The sequence below is a fragment of the Streptomyces sp. NPDC005728 genome (genome assembly GCF_040630895.1).
Lineage (GTDB): Bacteria > Actinomycetota > Actinomycetes > Streptomycetales > Streptomycetaceae > Streptomyces.
The window spans coordinates 1-22,739 of record NZ_JBEXYL010000002.1; the positions used below are offsets into that span (position 1 = coordinate 1).

At 71.7% G+C, this 22,739-nt stretch carries 15 protein-coding genes; 11 read left to right on the top strand and 4 right to left on the bottom strand.

Annotated features, from left to right (window positions below):
• Positions 1–147 precede the first annotated feature (147 nt).
• Both ABZ471_RS01780 and ABZ471_RS01785 read left to right on the top strand, forming a co-directional pair.
• Positions 148–3,195 carry an AAA family ATPase gene (locus ABZ471_RS01780; protein ID WP_359061790.1) on the top strand — a complete coding sequence of 1,016 codons (3,048 nt, stop codon included), beginning with the start codon at positions 148–150 and terminating at the stop codon, positions 3,193–3,195.
• Positions 3,196–3,232: 37 nt separating this feature from the next.
• Positions 3,233–3,430: a DUF6191 domain-containing protein gene (locus tag ABZ471_RS01785; RefSeq protein ID WP_359061297.1), complete on the top strand. Its 198-nt coding sequence runs from the start codon at positions 3,233–3,235 to the stop codon at positions 3,428–3,430.
• A gap of 9 nt (positions 3,431–3,439) precedes the next feature.
• Here the strand turns inward: ABZ471_RS01785 and ABZ471_RS01790 are convergent, their stop codons facing one another.
• Together ABZ471_RS01790 and ABZ471_RS01795 are read right to left on the bottom strand one after the other, a co-directional pair.
• Positions 3,440–4,600 carry a PQQ-dependent sugar dehydrogenase gene (locus ABZ471_RS01790; protein ID WP_359061299.1) on the bottom strand — a complete coding sequence of 387 codons (1,161 nt, stop codon included), beginning with the start codon at positions 4,598–4,600 and terminating at the stop codon, positions 3,440–3,442.
• A gap of 99 nt (positions 4,601–4,699) precedes the next feature.
• Entirely contained in the window at positions 4,700–5,698 is a 999-nt protein-coding gene (locus tag ABZ471_RS01795) for an aldo/keto reductase (RefSeq protein WP_359061301.1), read from the bottom strand.
• Between the two features lie 75 nt (positions 5,699–5,773).
• On the opposite strand from ABZ471_RS01795, the gene ABZ471_RS01800 reads away from it, so the two are divergent.
• The 6 genes from ABZ471_RS01800 (at position 5,774) to serA (ending at position 15,750) form a co-directional block, all read left to right on the top strand.
• A complete protein-coding gene (locus tag ABZ471_RS01800) occupies positions 5,774–6,727 on the top strand; it encodes a 2-hydroxyacid dehydrogenase (protein ID WP_359061303.1) in 954 nt (317 codons plus the stop codon).
• A 372-nt stretch (positions 6,728–7,099) separates the two neighbouring features.
• Complete coding sequence (locus ABZ471_RS01805; protein ID WP_359061305.1) at positions 7,100–10,159, top strand: EAL domain-containing protein; 3,060 nt, start codon at positions 7,100–7,102, stop codon at positions 10,157–10,159.
• A 243-nt stretch (positions 10,160–10,402) separates the two neighbouring features.
• A complete protein-coding gene (locus ABZ471_RS01810; protein WP_359061307.1) occupies positions 10,403–12,253 on the top strand; it encodes an acetolactate synthase large subunit in 1,851 nt (616 codons plus the stop codon).
• A 29-nt stretch (positions 12,254–12,282) separates the two neighbouring features.
• Complete coding sequence (gene ilvN, locus ABZ471_RS01815; protein WP_359061309.1) at positions 12,283–12,807, top strand: acetolactate synthase small subunit; 525 nt, start codon at positions 12,283–12,285, stop codon at positions 12,805–12,807.
• A gap of 119 nt (positions 12,808–12,926) precedes the next feature.
• Entirely contained in the window at positions 12,927–13,925 is a 999-nt protein-coding gene (gene ilvC / locus ABZ471_RS01820; RefSeq protein WP_359061311.1) for a ketol-acid reductoisomerase, read from the top strand.
• A 235-nt stretch (positions 13,926–14,160) separates the two neighbouring features.
• Positions 14,161–15,750, top strand: coding sequence for a phosphoglycerate dehydrogenase (gene serA / locus ABZ471_RS01825; RefSeq protein WP_359061313.1), 1,590 nt, complete (start codon positions 14,161–14,163; stop codon positions 15,748–15,750).
• Positions 15,751–15,899: 149 nt separating this feature from the next.
• Here the strand turns inward: serA and ABZ471_RS01830 are convergent, their stop codons facing one another.
• Complete coding sequence (locus tag ABZ471_RS01830) at positions 15,900–17,444, bottom strand: MFS transporter (protein WP_359061315.1); 1,545 nt, start codon at positions 17,442–17,444, stop codon at positions 15,900–15,902.
• Positions 17,445–17,541: 97 nt separating this feature from the next.
• Here ABZ471_RS01830 and ABZ471_RS01835 point away from each other — a divergent pair, with 97 nt between their 5' ends.
• The 3 genes from ABZ471_RS01835 (at position 17,542) to ABZ471_RS01845 (ending at position 21,465) form a co-directional block, all read left to right on the top strand.
• Positions 17,542–18,117, top strand: a complete 576-nt coding sequence (locus ABZ471_RS01835) for a TetR/AcrR family transcriptional regulator (RefSeq protein ID WP_359061317.1) — start codon at positions 17,542–17,544, stop codon at positions 18,115–18,117.
• 423 nt (positions 18,118–18,540) lie between these two features.
• Positions 18,541–19,620 carry a hypothetical protein gene (locus ABZ471_RS01840; protein ID WP_359061319.1) on the top strand — a complete coding sequence of 360 codons (1,080 nt, stop codon included), beginning with the start codon at positions 18,541–18,543 and terminating at the stop codon, positions 19,618–19,620.
• Positions 19,621–19,668: 48 nt separating this feature from the next.
• Positions 19,669–21,465 (top strand): Ig-like domain-containing protein, encoded by a 1,797-nt coding sequence (locus tag ABZ471_RS01845; RefSeq protein ID WP_359061321.1) that lies wholly within the window; start codon positions 19,669–19,671, stop codon positions 21,463–21,465.
• 22 nt (positions 21,466–21,487) lie between these two features.
• Here ABZ471_RS01845 and ABZ471_RS01850 read toward each other — a convergent pair whose 3' ends face one another.
• The gene (locus tag ABZ471_RS01850) at positions 21,488–22,693 is read right to left on the bottom strand and encodes a helix-turn-helix domain-containing protein (protein ID WP_359061323.1); all 1,206 of its coding nucleotides are present in this window, start codon (positions 22,691–22,693) and stop codon (positions 21,488–21,490) included.
• Between the last annotated feature and the right edge of the window lie 46 nt (positions 22,694–22,739).

Consider the following 22,739-nt stretch of genomic DNA (forward strand, 5'->3'; position numbering starts at 1 on the left):
TGAAAAACAAACGCACCCACCTACAGGGCTCGTCCCTACCAATTTGCGCCCCTTAGCACGGGGGTCGGCCGCCCTCCGCCCCAGGTTCGTACGACCATCGCACCGGAGCTGTGGAAAACGGGTGCGTCCTTGTCCGAGCCCCGTGCGATGCTCGGGTCCGTGGAGACCAGATCCGTCAGTCCCGTGTTCGTAGGCCGCACCGACGAGTTGCACACCCTGAACGACGCGCTCGCCCGAGCCGCCGCGGGAGAGCCGCAGGCGCTGCTGCTCGGCGGTGAGGCGGGAGTCGGCAAGACCCGGCTCGTCGAGGAGTTCGGCGAGGGCGCCTGCCGCCGCAGTGTCGTCGTCGCCGTGGGCGGCTGCGTGGAGATCGGCGCCGACGGACTGCCCTTCGCCCCCTTCTCCACCGCGCTGCGCGCCCTGCGCGACACCCTGCCCGAGGAGTTCGCCGCCGCCGGCGCCGGCCAGGAGGAGGAACTGGCCCGACTGCTCCCCGAGCTGGGGGAGGCCACCTCCAGCCGCCACGACGAGCAGGGCACGGCCCGCCTGTTCGAGCTGACCGCCCGGCTGCTGGAGCGGGTCGCCGCCGCGCACACGGTCGTGCTGGTCCTGGAGGACCTGCACTGGGCCGACGCCTCCACCCGCCACCTCCTCGCGTACCTCTTCCGCACCCTGCGCACCGGCCGCCTCCTCATCCTGGCCACCTACCGCGCCGACGACATCCACCGCCGCCACCCGCTGCGCCCCCTGCTCGCCGAACTCGACCGGCTGCGCACCGTCCGCCGCCTGGAGCTCGCCCGCTTCACCCGCGAGGAGGTCGCCCGCCAGATCGCCGGCATCCTCGCCACCGAACCCGACCCGGACCAGGTCGACGAGATCTTCGAACGCTCCGACGGCAACGCCTTCTTCGTCGAGGAACTCGCCGTCGCCTCTTGCGAGGGCTGCTGCACCGGCCTCACCGACTCCCTGCGCGACCTGCTCCTGGTCCGCGTCGAGACGCTGCCCGAGAGCGCCCAGCGGGTCGCCCGGATCGTCGCCGAGGGCGGCTCCACCGTCGAGCACCGGCTGCTGGCCGCCGTGGCCCAGCTCGCCGAGGACGACCTCATCGAGGCGCTGCGGGCCGCCGTGGGCGCCAACATCCTCACCGCCGCGCCCGCCGGCGACGGCTACCGCTTTCGGCACTCGCTGGTCCGCGAGGCCGTCGCCGACGACCTGCTGCCCGGCGAACGCTCCCGGCTCAACCGGCGTTACGCCGAGGCCCTGGAGAGCGATCCGGGGCTGGTCCCGGCCGACGCGCGCGTGACGCGTCTGGCCAACTACTGGTACCAGGCCCATGACGCCGCCAAGGCCCTACCCGCCGTCCTCGACGCCTCCGTCGTGGCGCGCCGCCGGCACGCCTACAGCGAGCAACTGCGGCTCCTGGAGCGGGCGATGGAGCTGTGGGACACCGCCCCCGAGGAGGTCCGCGCCGCCCTGCGCCCCGTCGACTACGCCGACGTCTACCCTCCGTGCGGCTGCGATCCGGCCACCACCCCGCTGCGCTACCTCGACCTGATGGCGGAGGCGGCGGTCGCGGGCCGCTTCTGCGGAGAGCGCGAACGCGCCCTGAAGATCACCAAGAAGGCGCTGCGGCTTCTCCAGGACGAGGAGGACCTGCTGCGTGCCGCCTGGTTCTGGGTACAGCGCTCCCGGCTGGTCCAGGCACTGGCCCGGGGCGACGGCTGGCAGGAACTGGCCAACGCCCAGGACCTGGTGCGCGGCCTGCCGCCCTCGGAGGTGCACGCCGACGTGCTGGCCAATGTCGCCGGCTGGTCCATGCTGCACCGGCCCGGCCCGGAGGCCTTCGCCGCCGCGGAACGGGCCGTGGAGTACGCGCGGATGGTGGGCGCCCGCGAGATCGAGCTCAACGCGCGCATCACCCTCGGCTGCCTGATGGTCGACGCGGGTGACGTCGAGGCCGGGCTGGCGGAGACGGCCCGGGTCATGGAGGCCGCACTCCAGGAGGGCGTGACGCACGTCGTGGGCCGGGCCTATGTGAATCTGCCCTCCGAGCTGGAGTCGGTCGGCCGCTCCCGCGAGGCCGTGCCGATCCTGCGCAAGGGCATCGCCTTCGCCCGCAGGTTCGGCCAGGTCGACTCCGAGCAGTGGATCTGGGGCAACCTCTCCGACTCGCTGTACGCGCTGGGTCAGTGGGACGAGGCCGCCGAAGCAGCGGCGGGTGCCCTGGGCTCCGTGGGCAGCGCCAAGCCCCGGGGTTCCGGTGCCCTGCGCCTGGCCCACATCGCCCTGGCCCGGGGCGACGCCGCCGAGGCCGCCCGCCAACTCGCCATCGCCCACGCCCACTACGGCACCCACGATCCGATGCCCCAGCAGTTGCTGCCGATGGCCCGGATCGCCATCGGCGTCGCCGCCGAGGAAGGCCGGCTCCTCGACGCCCGCGTCGAGCTGGAGCGTGCCCTGGAGGTCGGCTTCCCGCCCGGTACCCAGCGCTACGGCTGGCCCCTGCTGCTGGCCGCCGCCACCACCGAGGCGGACGCCCGCGCCCTGCCCGCGGGGGCCGACGGCCGCGCCGACGTCCTCGACCGGCTCGCCGAAGCCGCTCGGAAGCTCACCACCGGCGCGCCGCTCTGGCACGCCTACGAGCGCTGGACCCGTGCCGAACTGCACCGTGCCCGCGGCACCGACACCGCCGCGATCTGGTCGGACCTGGTCACCGACTTCGAGTGCCTGGACCGCCCCTACGACCTCGCCCGCGTCCGCCGCCGCCTCGCCCAGATCCTGCTCGAAGAGGCCGGCGGGGACGGCGAACGCGACCGCGCCACGGAACTGCTCCGCCTGGCCGGGGCGGTCGCCGGCCATCTCGGCGCCCGCCCGCTCGCCGACGCCGTCGCCCGGCTCGCCCAGCGTGCCCGCCTCCCCCTCGCCCATGCCCCACGGCAGGCCCGCACGCCCGCCGACCCGGCCGAGAGCCTCGGCCTCACCAGCCGGGAGCGGGACGTGCTCCGCCTGGTCTCGGCCGGCCGCACCAACCGCCAGATAGCCGAGGAACTCTTCATCTCGCCGAAGACCGCGAGCGTCCACGTCTCCAACATCCTGTCCAAACTCGGCGTCGCGGGCCGGGGCGAGGCGGCGGCGATGGCGCATCGACTGGGGTTGTTCCCGGCCGACACGCTCGCTGCCCCGACGGCGGGCTGAGTCGTACGCTGGAGGAAACCGGCAGGGGGGAGACGCCGTGTTCAACACCTTCGAGGAACTGTTCGCGCCCGGCCGCAAGCACACCCACGACGAGCAGAAGCGCCTGGAACTGACCCGGGAGGACATCGGGGACAACGATCCCGGTCGCGGCCCCATCGACCTGGCCTCGGGGAAGGTCGTCGTACGTCGGCCCGAGCCGCCGTCGGCCGAAGCGGAACCCGGGGACGAGGAGTGAGCCGCGGAGCTACTTCACCTCCACCTCCAGCACCCGGTCGTCGCCCTTCTTCGGCGTCCCGCGGCCGTCCGTGTTGCTTGTGACCAGCCACACCTTGTCGCCGCCCGCCGCGACCACCGTGCGCAGGCGGCCGTACTCACCCTCGAGGAACGGCTGGGGGGCCGCCGAGGCCTCGGTGCCCTGGAGAGGGATGCGCCACAGGCGCCGGCCCTTGAGGCCGGCCATCCAGACGACGCCGTCGACGTAGGCGATGCCGCTGGGGGAGGCCTCGTCGGTGTGCCACTCCGCTATCGGGTTGTGGTAGCGGGCGTCGGAGGACCTGCCCTCGGCGTCCGGCCAGCCGTAGTCGTCGCCCGGCTTGATCGCGTTCAGCTCGTCCCACGTGTCCTGGCCGAACTCCGAGGCGAACAGGCGCTGCCTGGAGTCCCAGGCCAGGCCCTGGACGTTTCGGTGGCCGTACGAGTACACCGGGGAGTCGGGGAACGGGTTGCCCGGCGCCGGTTCGCCCTCCGGGGTCAGCCGGAGAATCTTGCCGCCCAGCGACTTCTTGTCCTGGGAAAGGCCACGGTCACCGCTCTCGCCCGTGCCCGCGTAGAGCATCCGGTCGGGACCGAAGGCGATCCGGCCACCGTTGTGGATGATTCCCTTGGGGATGCCCTTGAAGACGGTGTCGGGTGCACCCAGTTGCTCGCCGGCCGGCTTCTGCTCGTCGTACAGCATCCGGACGATGCGGTTGTCCGAGGCCGAGGTGAAGTAGGCGTAGATCATGTGGTCCGAGGCGTAGTCGGGTGACAGGGCGATGCCCAGCAGGCCGCCCTCGCCGGCCGCGGACACCCCGGAGACCGTGCCCAACTCGGTCTTCCTGCCCGTCGTCTCGTCGATCCGGGTGATCGTGCCGTCGTCACGGGAGGAGACCAGGAGGCCGCCGCCGGGGAGCGGTGCCAGGCCCCACGGCGTCTTCAGGCCCTCGGCCACCGTGCGCAGCACCTTCACGGAGCCCTTGGCCGGAGGAGCCGACTCGGTGGCCCGGGCGGAGGAGGCGGCAGCACCCGGTGACGTCGTACTCCCGCGCCCGGCGGGCGAGCCACCGCCGCCGGAGGAGCAGCCCGCCGTCAGCAGGAGCGCGGACGCGGCCAACACGGCCGTCACAGCTCGACGTTGCACGATCATGGTCCCTTCGACAGCGGCAGTCCGACGACAGCCTCTCCCTCTCATACACCGCTCGCCCCACCCGGGTTCCCGGTCCGCGAGAACCGCATGCGCAACCGCTCAGTCCCAGGATCCCTGTGCCGCCGGCAGGCCGGCCACCTCCGCCAGGTCCTGTGCGGTCAGCCGCAGCGCGGCCGCCGCCGCGTTCTGCTCCGCCCAGCGCTCCTGCTTGGTGCCGGGCAACGCGATCACATGCCGGCCCTGGGCGAGCACCCAGGCCACGGCCACCTGGGCCGCGGTGACGTCCTCGCCGTGCCGGCGGGCGATCCGGCGCAGCCCCGCGACGATCGGCTGGTTGGCGGCCATCATCTCGGCCGTGAAACGGGGGTGGCGGGCGCGCACGTCGTCCGGCTCGAAGCCCTCGCCCGGGGTGAGCGTGCCGGTCAGGAAGCCGTTTCCCAGGGGCATCGCCGCCAGGAAGCCCACACCCCGCGCCGCGCACCACGGCAGCAGCGAGTCCAGCGCCTCCGGCGACCACGCCGACAGCTCCGCCTGGACCGCGCTCACCGGGAAGACCTGCTGGATCCGCTGGAGCTGGCGCAGGGTCGCATCGTGCAGCCGGGACCCGGAGCGGCGGCCACCGCGCGCACCCACCGCGCACACGCCGAGCGCCCGTACCTTTCCGGCCCGCACCAGCTCGGCCATCGCGCCCCACGTCTCCTCGACGGGGACCTCGGGGTCGGCGCGGTGCAGCTGGTAGAGGTCGATCACGTCCGTCTGCAGGCGTCGCAGCGAGGCGTCGCAGGCCCGCCTCACGTACCCCGGGCGGCCGTTGGCCACGATGTGCTGCTCGCCCACGAGCAGTCCCACCTTCGTCGACACGAAGGCGTCCCGGCGCCGCTCCTTCAACACCCGCCCCAGCAGCAGCTCGTTGGTGAACGGGCCGTACATGTCCGCCGTGTCCAGGAGGGTCGAGCCCAGGTCCAGCGCCCGGTGCACCGCTCTGAGCGATGCGTCGCCCCGCTGCCGCGAGCCGCTGTACGCCCAGCTCATCGGCATGCACCCGAGTCCGACGGCCCCCACCGCGAGTGCCCCCGCGCCGATCGTCCTGCGCTCCACCTGCTCGTGAACCTCCCTCTCCTGGGCACCCAACCTAACCTCTGCACACCTGTACGGCTGACATAGCCTCCTGCCATGACTGCAGACGTATGGCTTCCCATCCCGCCGGAGGAGATCGAGGGGCTTCCCGAGGGGCTCCGGTACCTGTTCTGGGACGGTGGCGAGAGCGGCGACCAGGAGTTTCCCGGCGACCCCGCCGACTGTGTCGTGTACGTGGTGCCCTACATGAAGCGGTGGCCGGTCAAGGTGCGCCCGCTGGAGCACCTGACCGGCGTTCAGGTCATCCAGACGCTCACGGCGGGCGTCGACGACGTCACCGCCCGGCTGTCGTCGATCGTGCCGGGCGTCCAGCTGTGCAACGCGCGCGGTGTGCACGAGGCGAGCACGGCCGAACTCGCGCTGACCCTGACCCTGGCCTCGCTGCGCGGCATCCCCCAGTTCGTCCGGGCTCAGCAGGAGGGGATCTGGCAGAGCGCGTTCCACCCCGCCCTCGCCGACCGGACCGTCCTCATCGTCGGGTACGGCGCCATCGGAGCCGCCATCGAAGACCGGCTCGCGCCCTTCGAGCTCGCGCGGGTGGCGCGCGTGGCGCGCTCCCAGCGCACCACGGCGCGCGGTCTGGTGCACCCGCTCACCGAATTGCCCTCTCTGCTTCCGGAAGCCGATGTCGTGATCCTCTCCACGCCCTTGACGGAGGACACCCGGGGCCTGGTGGACGCAGACTTCCTGCGTCTGATGAAGGACGGAGCGCTGCTGGTCAACGTCGCCCGCGGACCCGTCGTGGACACCGAGGCGCTGCTCGTGGAGCTGGAGAAGGGGCGCATCACCGCGGCCCTGGACGTCACGGACCCAGAGCCGCTGCCTGCGGGACATCCCTTGTGGCAGGCGCCCGGCGTGCTCATCAGCCCGCACGTGGGCGGGCCCACCTCGGCCTTTCTGCCGCGCGCAAAGCGGCTGCTGGTGGACCAGTTGAACCGCTTCGTGAACCACGAGCCCCTGCGGAACGTGATCCTCACAACAGGGACGTAATCCGCTTCCGGTACCCTCCGCAATCCTCCGGACGCGAGGCGTGCCCGTATTGACGTGGCCCGTCACGGAGCGTAGAGAAGTTATGTCCCTGAGTGACGATCCTGGTGTATCGTCCCGACAGGGGCTGCGCCGCTGACGCTGGGCGCCGGGGATGGACATTGCAGATTTGTGAGGGGGGCGACGGGCGATGCACGGCCTATGGACGAACGATCCGACGCGGCGGAGCCGCCGACGGCGACCCTGGGGCACGGGGGCGCGCAGACGCGGCCACCACACGAGCCATCAAAGTCACCACCGCAGGCCGGGCGGCCGCAGGAAGAACGCGCACCGGGACCCACGGGCACCGGGAGCGGCGCGAACCGGGAGGCCCCGGTGAATGCGCCGCCCTCCGTGACGACCACCCTGGACGGCACGGTGCGGGCACCGCACCCGCCGGGAGCGCCGCTGCCGCCCCGTGCGCCGGCCGTCGGTGACGGATCGCGGCTCGTCCACCAGCTCGTCCTCGCCCTGGTCTGCGGCGCCTACGTCATCGGGTCCATGTGCGACTGGGGCTCGGGCCGGCTCGCGCTGGTCATGGGCGACTTCGGACTGAGTGCCGCGGCGGGTGCCGCCGCCGTCTCCTGCTTCCTCTACGCCCGCAGCCCGCGGGTCCGCTTCCGCCCGGCCTGGCTGCTGTTCGCGCTCTCCTCGGCGATGGCGTCCCTGGGCAACGCGGTCTGGGGGTGGTACGAGGTCGTCCTGGACCGGCCCGTGCCCAGCCCGAGCTACGCCGACCTGTTCTTCCTGTGCTTCGCGCCGCCCGCCATCGTGGGTCTGCTGGTCCTCGCCAAACGGCCCGTGACGCGGGCGGGCTGGATCTGCCTGGCGCTGGACGCCTGGCTGATCGGCGGCTCGCTGCTCACCCTGTCCTGGAGCCTCGCGCTCGCCCAGGCGGCCCGGTTCGACGGACCGAGCGTGGCGCACACCGCGCTGTCCCTGGCGTACCCGCTGCTCGACATCGCGCTCGTCAGCATGGTGCTCGCGCTCCACTTCCGCCGCTCCCCGGGCAACCGCACGGCGGTCAACACCGCGATCGGCGCGCTCGCCCTGACCGTGATGTGCGACGCGCTGTTCACCTCGCCGCTGCTGCACAGCAGTTACCACTCCGGGCAACTGCTGGACGCGGGCTGGTTCGCCGGTTCGCTGCTGCTCGCCTACGCCCCCTGGGCCGCCCCCCGGCGCCCGGGAGCGCAGGACGGCGAACGGCACGTACCGGACGGGCACACGCGCGTGATCCACGAGCACGTGCCCGGACAGCGCACCACGGGCCATCCGTACGTGCCGCTGCCCGCGCCCGGCGGCGATCACACCCGGTACCCCTCCGGACGGCCGCTCAGCGGCTCCCTCGCCGCGCTCACCCCGTACCTCGCCGCAGCCGTGTGCACGCTGGGCATCCTGTACAACGTCCTCAACGGCCGCAGGCCCGACCACGTGGTGCTGATCACCGCGGGCGCCGTCGTACTGGCGCTCGTCATCCGCCAGGGCATCATGCTGCTGGACAACATCACCCTCACCCAGGAACTGGCGCAGAAGGAGAACCACTTCCGCTCCCTGGTGCAGGGCTCCAGCGACGTCATCATGATCGCCGCGCCCAACGGCATCCTCCGGTACGTCTCCCCGGCCGCCGCCGGGGTCTACGGACGGCCCGCGGAGGAGCTGGTGGGTACCGAGCTGGCCGGTCTCATCCACCCGGAGGACCTGGGCTGCGTGGTGCACGAGGTGCGCCGCTTCCTCGCCGCCAGCCCGCTCGAGGAACCCACTACGCGCATCGAGTGCCGCTTCCGGTCCGGCGATGGGGGCACCTCCCGCTCGAGCGAAGCCGCGAGTGGGAGAGGCTGGCTCAACGTCGAGTCGACCGTCAACCGGCATCACGGCGGCCTGATCTTCAACAGCCGGGACGTGACCGAACGCGTGCGGCTGCAGGCCCAGTTGCAGCACAATGCCGAGCACGACCCGCTCACCGACCTGCCCAACCGCGCGCTGTTCACCCAGCGCGTCCAGCAGGCCCTGTCCGGCCGCCGTGCCACCGACCGGGGCGCCGCCCTGCGCGGCACGGCCGTGCTCTTCATCGACCTGGACGGCTTCAAGGCCGTCAACGACACGATCGGGCACCAGGCGGGGGACGAGCTGCTCGTCCAGGCCGCCCGCAGACTCCAGGACGCGGTCCGGCACGGCGACACCGCGTCCCGGCTGGGCGGCGACGAGTTCGCGGCTCTGATCGTCGGGGACGGCACCCATGACAGTGCCGCCCGGGAGCGGAACATCCTGGAGCTCGCCGACCGCCTCAGGGTGACCCTCTCCCACCCCTACGCCATCGACGGCAACGATGTCCGGGTCAACGCCTCCATCGGTGTCGCCTTCGCCGAGCAGGGCCTCGGCGCGGGCGAGTTGCTGCGCAACGCCGACCTCGCGATGTACCGGGCGAAATCGGCCGGGAAGGGCCGCGTCGAGCTGTACAAGCCGCAGATGCAGCAGGACGTCGTACGCAAGGCGGAGCTGGCCACTCGGCTGCGTGCCGCGCTGCACGACGGCGAGTTCGCGCTGCTGCACCAGCCGGTGGTCTGCCTGGAGAACGGCCGGATCACATCGGTCTCGGCGCAGGCGCGCTGGCGCTCCTCCCAGGGGGTGCTGTTCACCCCGGCCGAGTTCCTGCGGGTGACCGAGGACGGCGACAAGACCGCGGAGCTGGACCGCTGGATCCTCGAGGAGGCCGTGGGACAGGCCGCCGAGCGGGCCGTCACCGGGACCGTGGTGCCGGTGGCCGTCCGGATGAGCGCCCGGCGGCTGCTGGACCGCTCCTCCCTGCCGCTCGGCTCCGTGGAGGCTCTGCTGACCCGGCACGGGCTGCCGCCCGGCGCGCTGGTCATCGAGCTGTGCGACACCGACGCCAGGACCTCGCTGGACGAGCTGGAGCGGCGTCTGACCGCGCTCAGCCGCCTCGGGGTGCGGATCGCGCTCGACGGTTTCGGCGGCGGTCACGCGGCGATCACGGCCCTCAGGCGGCTGCCCGTGGACGTCCTCAGGCTCGACCGCGGTCTGGTCGAGGGCGTCGTGGAGTCCGCGCGGCTGCACAAGATCACCGGCGGGCTGCTCCGGATCGCCGGCGATCTCGGGCTCCAGTCCGTCGCCGAGGGCGTGGACCTGCCGGAACAGGTGATCGCGCTGCGCGCGATGGGCTGCACCCACGGGCAGGGCATGGCGTTCGCGGGGGCGCTGGACGAGTACCGGCTGCGCAGGGCGCTCGGATCCGGCCACTATCCGGTCCCGCATGCACCGGCCGAGCCGGCGTTCGCGGGCGGGGGTTCGGGGGTGTACACCGGAGGTGTGCCCGCCGTCTTCGGAGGTGGCAGTGCCCTTCGTTCACATAATGAGACTCCCGTCCCACCCACTTGACACGTGGTGCGTGCCGGGGGGAGGGTCAGTGCCATGCGCACCCGAATTCTCGTACTTGGACAGCGCGTCGGCTGAGCTGGGACCCACCGGACGACGATCCGGAAACCCCAGCGACCTCCCCGGCGCGCTCCCCTCGCTTGCCCTACGGCACGAGGGGTTTTTTGTTGCACGAGCGCCTTTCGTGCAGCCCTTGAACTCCGCCCAAACCTCGCAAAAACCCTCAGCATCGAGAAGAGAATGCCGATGACCGAGCAGGCCACCGGGGCCCATCCGCAGCCGCGGCCCCGATCCGGAGGACATCAGTCCGCCCCCGTCGAACACGTCACGGGCGCGCAGTCCCTCATCCGCTCCCTCGAGGAGGTCGGCGCTGAGACGGTATTCGGCATTCCCGGCGGTGCGATCCTGCCGGCGTACGACCCGCTGATGGACTCCACTCGGGTCCGCCACGTGCTGGTGCGGCACGAGCAGGGCGCCGGCCACGCCGCGACCGGCTACGCGCAGGCCACCGGCAAGGTCGGTGTCTGCATGGCCACGAGCGGTCCCGGCGCCACCAACCTGGTCACGCCGATCGCCGACGCGCACATGGACTCCGTGCCGCTGGTCGCGATCACCGGTCAGGTCGCCTCGAAGTCGATCGGCACGGACGCCTTCCAGGAGGCGGACATCGTCGGCATCACCATGCCGATCACCAAGCACAACTTCCTCGTCACCAAGGCCGAGGACATCCCGCGGGTCATCGCGCAGGCGTTCCACATCGCCTCCACCGGCCGCCCGGGCCCGGTCCTGGTCGACATCTCCAAGGACGCCCTCCAGGCGAAGACCACCTTCTCCTGGCCGCCCGTCATGGACCTGCCCGGCTACCGCCCGGTGACCAAGCCGCACGCCAAGCAGATCCGCGAGGCCGCCAAGCTGATCACCGCCGCCAAGCGGCCCGTCCTCTACGTCGGCGGCGGCGTCCTCAAGGCGCAGGCCACCGCCGAGCTGAAGGTCCTCGCCGAACTCACCGGAGCACCCGTCACCACCACCCTGATGGCGCTCGGCGCGTTCCCCGACAGCCACCCGCTGCACGTGGGAATGCCGGGCATGCACGGTGCGGTCACCGCCGTCACCGCGCTGCAGAAGGCCGACCTGATCGTCGCCCTCGGAGCCCGCTTCGACGACCGCGTCACCGGCAAGCTGGACAGCTTCGCCCCGTACGCCAAGATCGTCCACGCCGACATCGACCCGGCCGAGATCGGCAAGAACCGCGCCGCCGACGTGCCGATCGTCGGTGACGCCCGCGAGGTCATCGCCGATCTGGTCCAGGCCGTGCAGAAGGAGCACAGCGAGGGCCACAAGGGCGACTACACCGCCTGGTGGAGCGACCTCAACCGCTGGCGCGAGACCTACCCGCTCGGCTACGACCAGCCCGAGGACGGCTCGCTCTCCCCGCAGCAGGTCATCGAGCGCATCGGGCAGCTCGCCCCGGAGGGCACGATCTTCGCGGCGGGCGTCGGCCAGCACCAGATGTGGGCCGCGCACTTCATCCAGTACGACAAGCCCGCCACCTGGCTGAACTCCGGCGGCGCCGGAACGATGGGCTACGCCGTCCCGGCCGCCATGGGCGCCAAGGCCGGCGCGCCGGACACGACCGTCTGGGCGGTCGACGGCGACGGCTGCTTCCAGATGACCAATCAGGAACTGACCACCTGCGCCCTGAACAACATCCCGATCAAGGTCGCCATCATCAACAACGGCGCCCTCGGGATGGTCCGCCAGTGGCAGACCCTCTTCTACAACCAGCGCTACTCCAACACCGTGCTGCACAGCGGCCCCGAGGCGGACGGCAAGCAGCCGAGCGCCGGCACCCGCGTCCCCGACTTCGTGAAGCTGTCGGAGGCCATGGGCTGCCACGCCATCCGCTGCGAGCGGCCGGAGGACCTGGACAAGGTCATCGAAGAGGCGAACTCCATCAACGACCGCCCGGTCGTCATCGACTTCATCGTCCACGAGGACGCGATGGTGTGGCCGATGGTCGCCGCCGGCACCTCCAACGACGAGATCATGGCCGCCCGGGACGTCCGCCCCGACTTCGGCGACAACGAAGACGACTGACGACGACTGGCAAGGAAGAGCAACCCGACATGTCCAAGCACACGCTCTCCGTCCTGGTGGAGAACACGCCGGGCATCCTCGCCCGGATCGCCGCTCTGTTCTCCCGCCGCGGCTTCAACATCGACTCGCTCGCGGTCGGCGTCACGGAGCACCCCGACATCTCGCGCATCACCATCGTGGTGGGCGTCGAGGACCTGCCGCTGGAGCAGGTCACCAAGCAGCTCAACAAGCTCGTCAACGTACTGAAGATCGTGGAGCTGGAGCCCGGCCAGGCGGTTCAGCGCGAACTCGTTCTGGTGAAGGTGCGCGCCGACAACGAGACGCGCTCCCAGATCGTGGAGATCGTCCAGCTGTTCCGCGCCAAGACGGTCGACGTCTCCCCGGAGGCCGTCACCATCGAGGCCACCGGATCCAACGAGAAGCTGTCCGCCATGCTCAAGATGCTGGAGCCGTTCGGCATCAAGGAGCTGGTCCAGTCCGGCACGATCGCGATCGGCCGCGGCGCCCGTTCGATCACGGACCGCTCGCTGCGCGCTCTCGACCGATCTGCGTAAGGCTGAATACGGGCGGCCGGCGCGCACCGTCCGCCCGTATGCCGAGATCCTGAGACTTCCCTTCCCCTCACCGTCATACGGTGGGACGCACAATCTGCACACCAAGGAGAGAACCCAAAGTGGCCGAGCTGTTCTACGACGCCGACGCCGACCTGTCCATCATCCAGGGCCGCAAGGTCGCGGTCATCGGATACGGCAGCCAGGGCCACGCCCACGCGCTGTCGCTGCGCGACTCGGGTGTCGACGTCCGCGTCGGTCTGCACGAGGGCTCCAAGTCCAAGGCCAAGGCCGAGGAGCAGGGCCTGCGCGTGGCGACTCCGGCCGAGGCCGCCGCCGAGGCCGACGTCATCATGATCCTCATCCCGGACCCGATCCAGGCGCAGGTCTACGAGGAGTCCATCGCCCCGAACCTGAAGGACGGCGACGCGCTGTTCTTCGCCCATGGCTTCAACATCCGCTTCGGCTTCATCAAGCCCCCGGCCGGCGTCGACGTCGCCCTGGTCGCCCCCAAGGGTCCGGGCCACCTGGTGCGCCGCCAGTACGAGGAGGGCCGTGGCGTTCCGGCGATCGCCGCCGTCGAGCAGGACGCCACCGGCAACGCCTTCCCGCTGGCCCTGTCGTACGCCAAGGCCATCGGCGGCACCCGCGCGGGTGTCATCAAGACGACCTTCACCGAGGAGACCGAGACCGACCTGTTCGGCGAGCAGGCCGTGCTGTGCGGCGGCACCTCCGCCCTGGTCAAGGCCGGCTTCGAGACCCTGGTCGAGGCGGGCTACCAGCCGGAGATCGCCTACTTCGAGTGCCTGCACGAGCTGAAGCTGATCGTCGACCTCATGTACGAGGGCGGCCTGGAGAAGATGCGCTGGTCCGTCTCCGAGACCGCCGAGTGGGGCGACTACGTGACCGGCCCGCGCATCATCACGGACGCCACCAAGGCCGAGATGAAGCAGGTTCTCGCCGAGATCCAGGACGGCACCTTCGCCCAGAACTGGATGGACGAGTACCACGGCGGTCTGAAGAAGTACAACGAGTACAAGACCCAGGACTCCGAGCACCTGCTGGAGACCACCGGCAAGCAGCTGCGCAAGCTGATGAGCTGGGTGAGCGAGGAGGCGTAAGCCTCGTGTCAGGGGGTCGGGGCAGACTGCTCCGACCCCCTTTGGCCACTCCGTCCAGCCCCGGACGGGTGATCCTTCCGCAGAGGCGCAAGACGCTCTCGGCGGCGCCACTACACTGCTGCACAACATACGCGTCAGGCCCACAGCGTCGTGCGTCTTCCGCGGCTAGCCCCCCTCCTCCGCCTGCGGCCGTCGGGACGGCCGTCCGCACGCATTGGACTAGTGAGGACCTCACGTGAGCTCGAAACCTGTCGTACTCATCGCTGAAGAGCTGTCGCCCGCGACCGTCGACGCGCTCGGCCCGGACTTCGAGATCCGGCACTGCAACGGAGCCGACCGAGCCGAACTGCTCCCCGCCATCGCCGAAGTCGACGCGATCCTGATCCGTTCTGCCACCAAGGTCGACGCGGAGGCCGTTGCCGCCGCCAAGAAGCTCAAGGTCGTCGCGCGCGCCGGCGTCGGCCTCGACAACGTCGACGTCTCCGCCGCCACCAAGGCCGGCGTGATGGTCGTCAACGCCCCGACCTCCAACATCGTCACGGCCGCCGAGCTGGCCTGCGGTCTGCTTCTCGCCACCGCGCGCAACATCCCGCAGGCCAACGCCGCGCTGAAGATCGGCGAGTGGAAGCGCAGCAAGTACACGGGTGTCGAGCTGGCCGAGAAGACGCTGGGCGTCGTGGGCCTGGGCCGCATCGGTGCCCTCGTCGCGCAGCGCATGTCCGCCTTCGGCATGAAGGTCGTCGCCTACGACCCCTACGTGCAGCCCGCGCGGGCCGCGCAGATGGGCGTCAAGGTGCTCTCCCTGGACGAGCTGCTCGAGGTCTCCGACTTCATCACCGTTCACCTGCCCAAGACGCCCGAGACCCTCGGCCTGATCGGCGACGAGGCGCTGCGCAAGGTCAAGCCCAGCGTGCGCATCGTCAACGCGGCCCGTGGCGGGATCGTCGACGAGGAGGCGCTGTACTCCGCCCTCAAGGAGGGCCGGGTCGCCGGTGCCGGACTCGACGTGTACGCGAAGGAGCCCTGCACGGACTCCCCGCTCTTCGAGTTCGACCAGGTCGTGGCCACGCCGCACCTCGGCGCCTCGACGGACGAGGCGCAGGAGAAGGCGGGCATCGCGGTCGCCAGGTCGGTGCGCCTCGCGCTCGCGGGTGAACTGGTTCCGGACGCGGTGAACGTCCAGGGCGGTGTCATCGCCGAGGACGTCAAGCCGGGTCTGCCGCTCGCCGAGCGCCTCGGCCGCATCTTCACCGCGCTCGCGGGCGAGGTCGCGGTCCGCCTCGACGTCGAGGTCTACGGCGAGATCACCCAGCACGACGTGAAGGTGCTGGAGCTGTCCGCGCTCAAGGGTGTCTTCGAGGACGTCGTCGACGAGACGGTGTCGTACGTCAACGCGCCGCTGTTCGCGCAGGAGCGCGGCGTCGAGGTGCGCCTGACCACCAGCTCCGAGGCCAGCGACCACCGCAACGTGGTGACCGTGCGCGGCACGCTCGCGGGCGGCGAGGAGGTGTCGGTCTCCGGCACGCTGGCCGGCCCCAAGCACCTCCAGAAGATCGTCGCGGTCGGTGACTACGACGTCGACCTCGCGCTCGCCGACCACATGGTCGTCCTGCGCTACGAGGACCGTCCCGGTGTCGTCGGCACCGTGGGCCGCATCCTCGGCGAGGCGGGCATCAACATCGCCGGCATGCAGGTCGCCCGCGCCGCGGTGGGCGGGGAGGCGCTGGCGGTGCTGACCGTCGACGACACGGTGGACCCTGTCGTCCTGGCCGAGGTCGCGGAGGAGATCGGGGCGACGTCCGCCCGCTCGGTGAACCTGGTCTGAGGTTGCCGTCACTGGGGGGCTGCCGCCCCCCAGACCCCCTGTTTCGGCCTGAACGGCCTGGTCCTCAAACGCCGGACGGGCTGATCTCGAAAGCGCCGGGCGAGCTGGTGATCCAGCCCGTCCGGCGCTTTTCCGTGCGGTGAGGTGTCTCAGACCAGGGCCTTCTCGGTCTCCGGTGCCGGCGTCTCCCGTATGTGGATCCGGCGCAGGGTCGTCGTCGCCACGATCGCCGCGAGGGCCAGGACGGCCGTCCCCGCGAGGGCCGCGCCGTGCATGCCGGAGGTGAACGCCTCCCGGGCCGCCGTCGCCAGGGCGTCTCCCGTACGCCCCGGCACCCGTCCGGCGACGGCAAGTGCGCCGCCCAGGGTCTCGTGGGCCTCGGCCGGGGCCGAGGCCGGCATCTCGTGGCGGTAGATCGCCGTGCCGATGGAGCCGAGGACCGCCATGCCCAGCGCGCCGCCGAACTCCGTTCCCGTCTCCAGCAGCGAGGAGGCGGCGCCCGCCTGCTCCACCGGGGCGGCTCCCATGGCCAGGTCGGTCATCTGCGACATGACCATGACGATGCCGGAGGCCAGGACGCCGCAGGCGGCGAGGACGAGCCAGAGGGAGTCGGTGCCGGCCAGGGCCAGCATGCCGTAGCCCGCCGCGCCGACGGCGAAGCCCGCGGTGACCACGTAGGCGCGGTTCACGCCCTTCTGGACCAGGGCCGTGGCCACCGGGGCGGCCATCCCGATCGGCACCGACGGCAGCAGCGCCCACAGGGCCGCCTCCATCGCGCTCTTGCCGAGCACCGACTGGAGGTACTGCGTGGTGAAGAACGCCGAACCCATCATCGCGAACGCGGAGACGAGGTTCAGGACCACCGCGGGGGCGAAGCCGCGGCCGCGGAAGAGGGCCGGCGAGATCATCGGCGAGGCGGCCGTGCGCTGGCGGTGGACGAAGAGGGCCGCGAAGAGCAGGCCGACGGTGACCGAGACGACGTACTGCGGGTGCCAGCCCTCGGACGGGATCTCCTTGAGGCCGTAGATCACGGGGAGCACCGCAGCCATGGACAGCGGCACGCTCAGGAAGTCGAAGCGGCCGGGCTCCGGGTTCTTCGACTCGGGCAGCAGGATCGGGCCGAGGACCAGCAGCAGCACCATCGCGGGCAGGTTGACCAGGAAGACCGAGCCCCACCAGAAGAACTGGACCAGAACGCCGCTGAGCACGGAGCCGAGGGCGATGCCGCCGGTCATCACGCCGGACCAGATGCCGATCGCCTTCGCCCGCTGGGCGGGGTCGGTGAACATCGTGCGGACCAGAGCCATGGTCGACGGCATCAGGGTCGCCCCGCCGATGCCGAGGACCGCGCGGGCCGCGATCAGGGTCTCGGCGCTGCTCGCGTAGGCGGCGACCAGGGATGCGGCGCCGAAGGCGGCGGCGCCGAACAGGAGCAGCCGGCGCCGGCCGATGCGGTCGCCCAGTGAGCCCATCGTCATCAGCAGGCCGGCCAGGACGAAGCCGTACATGTCGAAGATCCACAGCTGCTGGGTGCCGCTCGGCTCCAGGTCCGCGCTGATCGCCGGGACGGCGAAGTAGAGGACCGAGACGTCCATGGACACCAGCAGCAGCGGAAGCATCAGCACGCAGAGCGCGGTCCATTCGCGGCGACCGGCGCGCCCGGCAGGGGAGTTGGTGCTCGTCGAGTTCGTCATGCCGAGAACTGTACGGACGTCTTAAACGATTGTCTAGAACGCTTGTATAAGTCACGCGTCTAGGACGGTTGTATGGATCGGAGGTAGGGTGGTCCGCATGGGACACCGTGAAGATCTGCTGGAAGGCGCCAAGCGCTGCCTGCTGGAGAAGGGCTTCGCGCGGACGACCGCGCGGGACATCGTGAAGGCGTCGGGGACCAACCTGGCCTCGATCGGCTACCACTACGGCTCGAAGGACGCGCTGCTCGCGCAGGCCTACGTGGCGCTCGTGGAGAACGTGTCCGACGCCTTCGAAGGGGGCGGCCCGGAGGTGGAGGGTGCGCCCGGTTCGCTGGAGCGCTTCCGCTGGGTGTGGTCGAACATCGTCGCCACCATGCGGGGGCCGGGCTCGGTGTGGCGGTTGAGCATGGAGGTCATGACCATCGAACTGCCCGAGGTGCGCGAGCACTTGGCTCGCGCCCAGAGGGAGGGTGGGCGCGGGCTGGTGGCGCTGCTGATGGGCGTGCCCGAGGGGGAGGTCTCGGACGGGACGGCGGACACGCTCGGCCGGTTCTATCTGACGCTGATGACCGGACTCATCGCCCAGTGGACGTTCGATCCGAAGACCGCACCCGACGGGGACGCGCTCACCGAGGGTCTGCGCCAGATCCTGGAGGCGGCCGCGAAGGGCTGACCCCGCTGGAGCATCACACGAGTCGAGACCGGTTCCGCGGGCGTCGTGTGGGGGGTTCGTCCGAGGCGTGGCCGGGGGAAATGAGAAAGCCGCATCTGCAAGGGATTTCCGTGAGTGGAAGCCGTAGATGCGGGCCTGTACGGCTGTTAGAGTCCGCATGCTCCAAGCGGACAGAGGGCGCCCGGAACACCTGGGAGACGCCGCTGCCGCGGCATCCGGGCGCTCCCCGTAGGCGACCACTCATCAGTGATCCAGAAGATCACCGAGTACGGGGAGCGGAGTCGGCCCACGCGTGGCCACCGTGCCCTGATCTGTGAGCAGTTCACCCGTCGCCCCCAGCGCACGTGACCCGACGGCCACAACGCCGATCGTCCCTGCGTTCCCACTCGGCCGCGGCAGCGGCCTTCACCGAGGGAGAACTCGATGAGGACAAGACTGGTGCGGCGACTTGCCGCAGCGAAGACATGCGCCATCGGCGCCGCGCTCGCCCTGGCCGTGCCGGGCGTCGCCTACGCCAACACCGTGGGTGTCACGGTGAAGACCCCCGGCGCCACCGCCGGACCGGCCGCCACCTTCTCCGAGATCACCACGCAGGCCGCCTGCACCAGCGGCCTGATCTCCGGCGGCGGCATCGACCAGGCCATCGGCACCGGCACCTCGTCCAACGGCAACAAGATCAACGGCACTTCGCCCAGCCCCGACGGCAGCACCGAGTACACCGGCTCCACCGGCGTGGTCGGCACCGACGTCACCCACTGGCTCGGCATCGGCGGCAGCGGGGGAGCGGTCAACGCCTCCTTCTCCAGCACCCCGTACGCCCTGTGCTTCAGCAGCAACGTCATCAACCACACCCAGGTGGTGATGAACAAGATCGCCGGCCCGACCACGAGCGGGACGGTCGGCCTGGTCACCGCCACCTGCCCCGCGAACACCCGCCTGCTCGGCGGCGGCGCCCGCAGCACGCCCGCGAGTATCGGCAGCCTCAAGCCGACCGCGAGCTTCCCCACCTTCAACAACTCCGCGCACGACTTCGGTCAGAAGGCCGCGGCCGACGGCGAGACCAACCCCGACTCCTGGAGTGCGGTCGGCTGGAACGGCGGTGGCGGCAACAGCAACAACACCACCTACGCCTACGCCATCTGCAGCGGCAACGGCATCGACATCAGCGGTACCACCGTCAAGGTGCGCTACAGCGAGGTCAGTGGCCCCACCGCCGCCACCAGCGGGCAGACCGTGACCGTCGGCTGCGGCGGGGGTGACGGCAAGCTCGTCAGCGGCGGCGCCGCGATCAGCGGAGGCAGCGTCACCACGACCGACTTCACCGGTCCCGGCTCCGTCGGCGACCACCTCAACGGCAGTTACCCCAGCGACCACGGGGGCGCCCCGGTCGGCGACGGCACCACTACGGCCGCGTACTGGACCGCCTCCACGCACACCGGCGGCGGCAGCTCGCCGAGCACCTACTCCGACGTCTGGGCGCTCTGCGCCGACGACGGGGTCTGAGCCGCGCCGCCTCCCCCGCCGATCCGACTCCTCCCAGAGGGAACCCCGTTGAGCCTCCTGCGTACCAAGCTCCTGCCCGCCCTCGGCGCGGCCGGCCTCGTCGTGGCGGTCCTCGCGCCACTGCCGGCCGGGGCCGCCGTACCGGACGGTCCCGCCGACTCCGCCGCCGCGTCGCCCTGCGGCGCCGGCGGACTGTTCACCACCGCCCCGCCCACCTGCACGTACAGCGGGTCCGGTACGGACACCTTCACCGTGCCGGACGGGGTGAGCGCCCTCACCGTCGACCTGTACGGCGCCGAGGGCGGCGGCGCGGCCGGCTTCGTCGCCCCCAACCCGCCGAACACCGGAGCACCGGGCGGACTCGGCGGTGAGACCCGGGCACGGCTGGCCGTCACCGCGGGCGACCGGCTCCAGATCACCGTGGGAGCCGCCGGCGTCCCGGGCACCTCCCGGCACGGCGAGTTCGCCCGGCCCGGCGGATTCGGCCACGGATCCGGCGGCGGGGGAGCCCACGGCGGTGGCGGTTCCGGCGGCGGCGCCTCCGATGTGCGGGTGGGCGGCTTCGGCTCGGCGGACCGGGTCCTGGTGGCCGGCGGCGGCGGAGGCGCGGGCAACGGCGGCCCCCTGCTGCGGGGAGGGGACGGCGGAGGACCGGCCGGCCAGGACGGCGGCCAGGGAGGCGGCCCTGACGGGTCCGGCGTCGCCGGCGGCGGGGGAGGCCGGAGCGCGCCCGGGACCGGCAGCCCCAACTCCGCCCTCGGCGGCCCCGGAGGCGTCGGCAGCGACACCGACCCCAACACCGGTCTGCCCAACCCCGGCAGCGGAGGCCCCGGCGGCAACGGTGCCCGGGGCGGCAACGGCGGTGGTGGTGGCGGCGGTGGTTACTTCGGCGGCGGAGGCGGCTCCGGCGGCGGAAACCCCGGCAACCTGTACGGGGCCGGCGGGGGCGGCGGCAGCAGCTACGCGACACCGGACGCGTCCGGGGTCCAGCTCCTGCAAGGCGTCAACCACGGTGCCGGCAAGGCGATCGTCTCCTTCCGCTACGGCACCTCCGTCTCGCTCTCCCCGGACACCTCCACCCCGTTGTTCGGTCACCCCGTCACCCTCACCGCAGCCGTCGACCCGGCGAACACGGGTACCCCCGGCGGCACGGTGACCTTCTCCGACGGCCCGACCCCGCTGGCGACCGTGCCGCTGGGCAACGGCCGGGCCCGCTTCACCACCAGCGGGCTGCGGCCCGGCTCCCATGCGATCACCGCGACCTACGACGGCGATCCCGACTTCACCCCGAGCACGACCGACAGGCCCGCGGATCTCACGGTCGGGTTCAGCCGGCCCTGCCTCGACACGGACCACCACGGCGTCCTGACCGTCGCCGCCGGCCAGGCGATCTGCATCGCCTCCGGCGGAAGCCAGGACGGCAAGGTCACCGTGCAGCCCGGCGGCTCGCTCGCCGTCTCGGACGCCCGGATCAACGGACCCGTCACCGCCGACGGAGCCCTGGCCCTCAGTGTCTGCCGGTCCACCCTCGCCGGGCCGCTCACGGTCAGGCGCAGCGGCGGCTTCGTGCGGATCGGCGGCGCTGCGACGGCCTGTCCGGGCAACGTCGTGCGGGGTCCCCTCACCCTGGACGCCAACACCGGCGGCGTCGGGGCCGACGGGAACACGGTGACCGGCGCGGTGCGGATCACCGACAACAGCGGCAGCGGGCTGCTGCCCGGTGAGGACACGCCCGCGTTCGAGGGCAACCAGGTCGACGGCCCGCTGTACTGCGGCGGCAACGAGCCGGCCCTGGACCACAGCGGCAACACCGTGCAAGGTCCCCGGTCCGGACAGTGCCGCTGATGCCCTGAGGGGCTCGGCTGTCCTACAGCCGAGCCCCCTTCAGCGCCATGTGCAGCAGCAGCCGGTCCTCGCCGTCGTCCAGGTCGAGACCCGTCAGCTGTTCCACGCGGGACAGCCGGTAGTAGAGGGTCTGCCGGTGGATGCCCAGCTCGGCGGCGGCGCGGCCGGCCTGACCCGCGCGGTCCAGGTAGACCTCGGCGGTGCGGGCCAGCTCCTGGTGCGCGGGAGAGAGAAGCGGGCCGACCACGGGATCGTGGACGGACTCCGGGGGCAGCGCGGTCAGCAGCCGGTACGGCCCGATGCGCCCCCACTCGGCGACGGGCCCGAACCGCGGCTCGGCCAGCGCGGCCCGCGCGGCGGCGGAGGCCTCCTGCCAGACGGCGCCCAGCTCGGCGAGGCCGGTGCGGGGTTCGCCGACTCCGGCGGCGGCCGTGGCCGGGCGTCCCCGAGTCCCCTCCGCCTCCTTCAGCAGCCGTGCGGCCGCCGTCAGCGCGGGTGCGGGCACATCCGCCGAGCGCAGCCGCACCAGGATCGCGAGGCTCTGACCGGTTGTCCCCCATGGCAGCGTGCACAGGGCGGTGGCGTGCGGCACCGTACGCGGGGACGGGGCTTCCTCCGGGTCCGCGGAGGGCCAGGGAGCGACACAGACCATCGTGTGGGGGCCGTCCGCGCGCGGGCCGAGGGCGGTGCGCAGCTCCACCACCGCCATGTCCCGCTGCCAGCCGCGCTCCGCGGTCAGCACCGCCCGCAGCTCCCGGCTCAGACCGGCCCCCGCCTGCGCCTCGTCCGCGAGCAGCGCTCCGATCCGGACCGTCACCCCCATGGCGGCGGCCAGCTGCGCGTCCGTCGGACCGGGATCGTCGTCCAGGAGCCAGACGTAGCCGAGGACGACACCTCGATGGCGTACCGGCAGGCAGATGCGGCCGCGGTAGACACCGGCCTCGGGCGTCGGCGGGATCCGCACCGGTCCCGTCGCGCGCGTGATGCCGAAGCCCTCGAACCACGTGCGCACCGTCGCCGTGGAGCGCCGGGTCAGGATCGAGCGGGTGCGCACCGGGTCCAGCGCCGAGGGATCCAGGTCGCCCTCGCTGTCGTACGCCCCGAAGGCGATCAGTTCGAAGTCCCGGTTCTCCAGGGTCGCGGGCGCCCCCAGCAGCTCCGAGATCTCGTCCACCAGCTCCTGGTAGTCACCTTTGTAATCCGCCGCCACTCGGGCATTCTCGCGCATTTCCGCGCCGTCTTCATACATCTGTCTGAGATCCAGGGCACGGATG

Bases quoted from the DNA above. Each gene is read 5' to 3' on its own strand.
- ABZ471_RS01780 (WP_359061790.1), top strand. From the start codon at position 148: ATGCTCGGGTCCGTGGAGACCAGATCCGTCAGTCCCGTGTTCGTAGGC.
- ABZ471_RS01790 (WP_359061299.1), bottom strand. From the start codon at position 4,600: ATGATCGTGCAACGTCGAGCTGTGACGGCCGTGTTGGCCGCGTCCGCG.
- ABZ471_RS01800 (WP_359061303.1), top strand. From the start codon at position 5,774: ATGACTGCAGACGTATGGCTTCCCATCCCGCCGGAGGAGATCGAGGGG.
- ABZ471_RS01810 (WP_359061307.1), top strand. From the start codon at position 10,403: ATGACCGAGCAGGCCACCGGGGCCCATCCGCAGCCGCGGCCCCGATCC.
- ilvN (WP_359061309.1), top strand. From the start codon at position 12,283: ATGTCCAAGCACACGCTCTCCGTCCTGGTGGAGAACACGCCGGGCATC.
- ABZ471_RS01830 (WP_359061315.1), bottom strand. From the start codon at position 17,444: ATGACGAACTCGACGAGCACCAACTCCCCTGCCGGGCGCGCCGGTCGC.
- ABZ471_RS01835 (WP_359061317.1), top strand. From the start codon at position 17,542: ATGGGACACCGTGAAGATCTGCTGGAAGGCGCCAAGCGCTGCCTGCTG.
- ABZ471_RS01840 (WP_359061319.1), top strand. From the start codon at position 18,541: ATGAGGACAAGACTGGTGCGGCGACTTGCCGCAGCGAAGACATGCGCC.
- ABZ471_RS01850 (WP_359061323.1), bottom strand. From the start codon at position 22,693: ATGCGCGAGAATGCCCGAGTGGCGGCGGATTACAAAGGTGACTACCAG.